Raw genomic sequence first — 6221 nt, 5'->3', positions numbered from 1 at the left:
GCGCGCGCCGGTGGTGATGTGGCGCGTGCCGGCCCGTGGCGGGGGTGGGTGTTGCCCCCCGCCGCCACGGGCCTTTCCGGTGCCGGTCCGTTGCCGAGGGGGGCTTGTGGAAAGTGGAACACGTTCTTAACATCGCGAGTGTTACATCAGTTGTGTCACAGTGCTGCGGAGCTCAGGGGGCCCGATGGCAGGGACAGGGAATGGCCCGCTGAGCGGGGTGCGCGTGGTGGAGCTGGCCGGCATCGGGCCCGGTCCGTTCGCCGCGATGCTCCTGGCCGACCTCGGCGCCGACGTGGTCCGCGTCGACCGGCCCGGCGGCTCCGGCCTCGGCGTCGACCCGGCGTACGACATCACCAACCGCAACAAGCGCTCCGTGCTCGTGGACCTGAAGTCCGCCGAGGGGCCCGGCCAGGTGCTCGACCTCGCCGAGCGCGCCGACGTCCTGATCGAGGGCTACCGTCCCGGCGTCGCCGAGCGCCTCGGGATCGGCCCGGACGCCTGCCTGGAGCGCAACCCCCGGCTGGTGTACGGGCGGATGACCGGCTGGGGCCAGCAGGGCCCGCTCGCCGAGCGCGCCGGACACGACATCGGCTACATCGCCGTCACCGGCGCGCTCGGCATGATCGGCCCGCCCGGCGGACCGCCCGCCGTCCCCGCCAACCTCCTCGGCGACTACGCGGGCGGCTCCCTCTACCTGGTCGTCGGCGTCCTGGCCGCGCTCCGGCACGCACAGACCGAAGGCGGCCGCGGCCAGGTCGTGGACGCCGCCATCGTCGACGGCACCGCCCACCTCACCGCGATGATCCACGCGATGCTGGCCGCCGGCGGCTGGCAGGACCGCCGCGGTGCCAACCTCCTGGACGGCGCGGCGCCCTTCTACGGCACGTACGAGACCGCCGACGGCGGGCACATGGCGGTCGGCGCGCTGGAGCGGCGGTTCTACGGTGAGTTCATCCGGCTGCTCGGCATCGAGGACGAGGCGCCCGCCCGCGACGACCTGAGCGCCTGGGAGGAGCTGCGCGCCGCCATCGCCGCCCGCTTCAAGACCCGTACGCGCGCGCAGTGGACGGCCGTCTTCGAGACGTCCGACGCCTGCGTGGCGCCGGTGCTCTCGCTGCGCGAGGCCCCCGGCCATCCACACCTCGCCGCCCGCGGCACCTTCGCCGACCACGGCGGCATCACCCAGCCCGCGCCGGCCCCGCGCTTCTCCGCCACCCCCGGCGCGATACGCCGCCCGCCGGCCCGGCCCGGGGCCGACACGCTCGACGTGGCCCGCGACTGGGACGTCCCGGCACTCGCCGACCGGCGGGACCCGGCCCCCGCCGCGGACGGCGCTCCGGCCTGGCCCGACGGCACCCGCGCCGCGGACGGCCGCGCCCGGCCGCAGGGCGCGGCCGAAGGGCACGGCCGGCCGATGGACACCACCCCGCCGGCCCACCGCCCGCCCCGAGGAGGCACCGAACGATGACCGCGCAGCTCAAGCGCCAGATCTTCACCGAGGACCACGACGCTTTCCGCCGCACCGTACGGACCTTCCTCGACCGGGAGGTGACCCCGCACTACGCCCAGTGGGAGAAGGCCGGCATCGTCAGCCGCGACGCCTGGCGCGCGGCGGGCAAGCAGGGCCTGCTCGGCCTGGCCGTCCCCGAGGAGTACGGAGGCGGCGGCAACACCGACTTCCGCTACGCCGCCGTGCTGGCCGAGGAGTTCACCCGGGCCGGCGCCGCCGGACTCGCCGTCGGCCTGCACAACGACATCGTCGGCCCGTACCTGACCCAGCTCGCCACCGACGCGCAGAAGCGCCGCTGGCTGCCCGGCTTCTGCAGCGGCGAGACCATCACCGCCATCGCCATGACCGAACCGGGCGCCGGGTCCGACCTCCAGGGCATCCGCACCACCGCCGAGGACCGCGGCGACCACTGGCTGCTGAACGGCACCAAGACGTTCATCTCCAACGGCATCCTCGCCGACCTGGTCGTCGTCGTGGCCAAGACCACGCCCGAGGGCGGCGCGCACGGCCTGAGCCTGCTGGTCGTGGAGCGGGACATGCCGGGGTTCGAGCGCGGCCGCAACCTGGACAAGATCGGGCAGAAGGCGCAGGACACCGCGGAGCTGTTCTTCACCGACGTACGGGTGCCCAAGGACAACCTCCTCGGCGAGCCGAACGGCGCGTTCGTCCACCTGATGACCAACCTCGCGCAGGAGCGGATGGGCATCGCGGTCGCCGGCATCGCCGCCGCCGAACACCTCCTGGAGATCACCACGCGGTATGTGAAGGAGCGCGAGGCGTTCGGCCGGCCGCTCGCCAAGCTCCAGCACATCCGCTTCGAGATAGCCGAGATGGCGACCGAGTGCGCCGTCACCCGGGAGTTCCTGGACCGCTGCATCGTGGACCACTCCGACGGGCAGCTCGCCGCCGTCCACGCCTCGATGGCCAAGTGGTGGGCCACCGAACTGCAAAAGCGCGTCGCCGACCGCTGTCTGCAACTGCACGGCGGCTACGGCTACATGAGCGAGTACCCCATCGCCAGGGCCTTCACCGACGGCCGTATCCAGACCATCTACGGAGGCACCACCGAGATCATGAAGGAGATCATCGGCCGCTCCCTCCTCGGCTGACGCCCCGCACCGACCACGCCCCGGGCCGCACCCCCATACCCGGCCCGCCCCCCGGACCCCACCCCGCTGCTCCCGAAACACCAGCTGGAAAGGCTGCTCACCGTGACTTCCGAAGCGTACGTGTACGACGCGATCCGCACCCCGCGCGGCCGCGGCAAGGCCAACGGCGCGCTGCACGGCACCAAGCCGATCGACCTCGTCGTCGGCCTCATCCACGAGGTGCGCAGCCGCTTCCCGGACCTCGACCCGGCCGCCGTCGACGACATCGTGCTCGGCGTCGTCGGACCGGTCGGCGACCAGGGCTCGGACATCGCCCGGATCGCGGCGATCGCCGCCGGACTGCCGGACACCGTCGCGGGCGTCCAGGAGAACCGCTTCTGTGCCTCCGGCCTCGAAGCGGTCAACATGGCCGCCGCCAAGATCCGCTCCGGCTGGGAGGACCTGGTGCTCGCGGGCGGCGTCGAGTCCATGTCGCGGGTCCCGATGGCCTCCGACGGCGGCGCCTGGTTCGCCGACCCGATGACCAACTTCGACACCGGCTTCGTCCCGCAGGGCATCGGCGCCGACCTCATCGCCACCGTCGAGGGCTACTCCCGCCGCGACGTCGACGAGTACGCCGCGCTCTCCCAGGAGCGCGCCGCCGCGGCCTGGAAGGACGGCCGCTTCGCGCGCTCCGTCGTCCCCGTCACCGACCGCAACGGCCTGACCGTCCTCGACCACGACGAGCACCTGCGGCCCGGCACCACCGCCGACTCGCTGGCCGGCCTCAAGCCGTCCTTCGCCGCCATCGGCGACATGGGCGGCTTCGACGCGGTGGCCCTGCAGAAGTACCACTGGGTCGAGAAGATCGACCACGTCCACCACGCGGGCAACGCCTCCGGCATCGTGGACGGCGCCGCGCTGGTCGCCATCGGCTCCCGCGAGGTCGGCGAGCGCTACGGCCTCACCCCGCGCGCCCGTATCGTCTCCGCCGCCGTCTCCGGCTCCGAGCCCACGATCATGCTCACCGGCCCCGCGCCCGCCTCCCGCAAAGCCCTGGCCAAGGCCGGGCTGACCATCGACGACATCGACCTGGTCGAGATCAACGAGGCGTTCGCCGCGGTGGTGCTGCGCTTCGTGAAGGACCTGGGCCTGAGCCTGGACAAGGTCAACGTCAACGGCGGCGCCATCGCCATGGGCCACCCCCTCGGCGCCACCGGCGCGATGATCCTCGGCACCCTCGTCGACGAACTGGAGCGCCAGGACAAGCGCTACGGCCTGGCCACCCTCTGCGTCGGCGGCGGCATGGGCATCGCCACCGTCATCGAGCGCGTCTGACCCTCGTCCGCACCCACCACGGAGTACGCACCATGAGTGAATCGACCACCATCCGCTGGGAACAGGACGAGACCGGCGTCGTCACCCTCGTCCTCGACGACCCCGACCAGTCGGCCAACACGATGAACGCGGCCTTCAAGACCTCGCTGACGGCCGTCGCCGACCGCCTGGAGGCCGAGCGGGACAGCGTCCGCGGCGTCATCTTCACCTCCGCCAAGAAGACCTTCTTCGCCGGCGGCGACCTGCGCGACCTGATCGCCGTCACCCCCGAGCACGCCGAGCGCGCCTTCGGGACGGGCCAGGGCATCAAGCGCGATCTGCGCCGCATCGAGACCCTCGGCAAGCCGGTCGTCGCCGCGATCAACGGCGCGGCCCTCGGCGGCGGTTACGAGCTCGCCCTCGCCTGCCACCACCGCGTCGCCCTCGACACCCGCGCCACCAGGATCGGCCTGCCCGAGGTGACCCTCGGCCTGCTCCCGGCGGCCGGCGGCGTGGTCCGTACGGTCCGGCTGCTGGGCATCGCCGACGCCCTGCTGAAGGTGCTGCTCCAGGGCACCCAGTACAACGCCGCCCGCGCCCGGGAGAACGGCCTGATCCACGAGGTCGCGGCCACCCCCGAGGAACTGATCGGCAAGGCGCGCGCTTTCATCGACGCGAACCCCGAGTCGCAGCAGCCCTGGGACGTCAAGGGCTACCGGATTCCCGGCGGCACCCCGGCGCACCCGAAGTTCGCCGCCAACCTCCCCGCCTTCCCCGCCAACCTGAAGAAGCAGCTGAACGGCGCCCCTTACCCGGCCCCGCGCAACATCCTCGCGGCGGCCGTCGAGGGCTCCCAGGTCGACTTCGAGACCGCGCAGACCATCGAGGCCCGCTACTTCGTCGAGCTGGTCACCGGCCAGGTCTCCAAGAACATGATCCAGGCGTTCTTCTTCGACCTCCAGGCCGTCAACTCCGGCGCCAGCCGCCCCAAGGACATCGCGCCGCGCACGGTCGCGAAGGTCGCCGTCCTCGGCGCCGGCATGATGGGCGCCGGTATCGCGTACTCCTGCGCCAAGGCCGGGATCGACGTCGTCCTGAAGGACGTCTCCCAGGAGGCGGCCCAGAAGGGCAAGGCGTATTCGGAGGGGCTGCTCGCCAAGGCGCTCAGCCGCGGCCGGACGACCGAGGCCAAGCGGGACGAGCTGCTCGCCCGCATCACGCCCACCGCCGACCCGCAGGACCTGGCCGGCTGCGACGCCGTCATCGAGGCGGTCTTCGAGGACACCTCGCTCAAGCACAAGGTGTTCCAGGAGATCCAGCACATCGTCGCCCCCGACGCGCTGCTGTGCTCCAACACCTCCACCCTGCCCATCACCGGCCTGGCCGAGGGCGTCGAGCGGGACGCCGACTTCATCGGGCTGCACTTCTTCTCGCCCGTCGACAAGATGCCGCTGGTCGAGATCATCAAGGGCGAGCGGACCGGCGACGAGGCGCTGGCCCGCGCTTTCGACCTGGTCCGCCAGATCCGCAAGACCCCCATCGTCGTGGGCGACTCGCGCGGCTTCTTCACCTCCCGCGTCATCGGCCACTTCATCAACGAGGGCGTGGCGATGGTCGGCGAGGGCATCGAGCCCGCCTCGGTGGAACAGGCCGCGGCCCAGGCCGGCTACCCGGCCAAGGTGCTCTCCTTGATGGACGAGCTGACCCTCACCCTCCCGCGCAAGATCCGCGACGAGACCCGGCGGGCGGTCGAGGCGGCCGGCGGCACCTGGCAGCGGCACCCGGCCGACACCGTCATCGACCGCATGGTGGACGAGTTCGGCCGGCCCGGACGCAGCGGCGGCGCGGGCTTCTACGAGTACGGCGAGGACGGTGGGCGTACGGGCCTGTGGCCGGGCCTGCGCGAGCACTTCACGAAGCCCGACGCCGGCATTCCCTTCCGGGACATGCAGGAGCGCATGCTGTTCGCCGAGGCGCTGGACACGGTCCGGTGCTTCGACGAGGGCGTGCTGACCTCCGTCGCGGACGCCAACATCGGCTCCATCCTGGGTATCGGCTTCCCCGGCTGGACCGGCGGCGTCATCCAGTACATCAACGGCTACGAGGGCGGTCTGCCCGGCTTCGTCGCCCGTGCCCGTGAGCTCCGGGCGGCGTACGGAGAGCGGTTCGCGCCGCCCGCGTCGCTGGTGGAGAAGGCGGAGACGGGGGAGAGGTACGGCGACGCGTGACGCGGTGGTGCGGCGGGGGGGCGTCGGCGAGGAGCGGGCCGCGGCCCCAGCACCCCCCCCCGACCCAGCGCACGCGCC

Annotated in this window: 4 protein-coding genes; all 4 read left to right on the top strand. The window is 72.6% G+C overall.

Features of this window, described 5'->3' with window-relative positions; all coding sequences use genetic code 11:
* Positions 1 to 184 precede the first annotated feature (184 nt).
* A complete protein-coding gene (locus ACFV57_RS33775) occupies positions 185 to 1468 on the top strand; it encodes a CoA transferase (RefSeq protein ID WP_385240023.1) in 1284 nt (427 codons plus the stop codon).
* Positions 1465 to 2619, top strand: coding sequence for an acyl-CoA dehydrogenase family protein (locus ACFV57_RS33770; protein WP_385240021.1), 1155 nt, complete (start codon positions 1465 to 1467; stop codon positions 2617 to 2619). Before ACFV57_RS33775 ends, ACFV57_RS33770 begins: the two co-directional genes overlap by 4 nt.
* A 102-nt stretch (positions 2620 to 2721) precedes the next feature.
* Positions 2722 to 3936 (top strand): acetyl-CoA C-acetyltransferase, encoded by a 1215-nt coding sequence (locus tag ACFV57_RS33765; RefSeq protein WP_385240019.1) that lies wholly within the window; start codon positions 2722 to 2724, stop codon positions 3934 to 3936.
* 32 nt (positions 3937 to 3968) lie between these two features.
* Positions 3969 to 6143: a 3-hydroxyacyl-CoA dehydrogenase NAD-binding domain-containing protein gene (locus ACFV57_RS33760; RefSeq protein ID WP_385240017.1), complete on the top strand. Its 2175-nt coding sequence runs from the start codon at positions 3969 to 3971 to the stop codon at positions 6141 to 6143.
* Positions 6144 to 6221: the final 78 nt, after the last annotated feature.

Origin of the sequence: Streptomyces sp. NPDC059788 (genome assembly GCF_042732265.1) — a bacterium.
GTDB lineage: Bacteria > Actinomycetota > Actinomycetes > Streptomycetales > Streptomycetaceae > Streptomyces.
This window is presented reverse-complemented; position numbering and strand designations above follow the sequence as displayed.

Excerpts from the sequence above, each read along its gene's own strand:
- ACFV57_RS33770 (WP_385240021.1), top strand. The coding sequence starts at position 1,465 with ATGACCGCGCAGCTCAAGCGCCAGATCTTCACCGAGGACCACGACGCT.
- ACFV57_RS33775 (WP_385240023.1), top strand. The coding sequence starts at position 185 with ATGGCAGGGACAGGGAATGGCCCGCTGAGCGGGGTGCGCGTGGTGGAG.
- ACFV57_RS33760 (WP_385240017.1), top strand. The coding sequence starts at position 3,969 with ATGAGTGAATCGACCACCATCCGCTGGGAACAGGACGAGACCGGCGTC.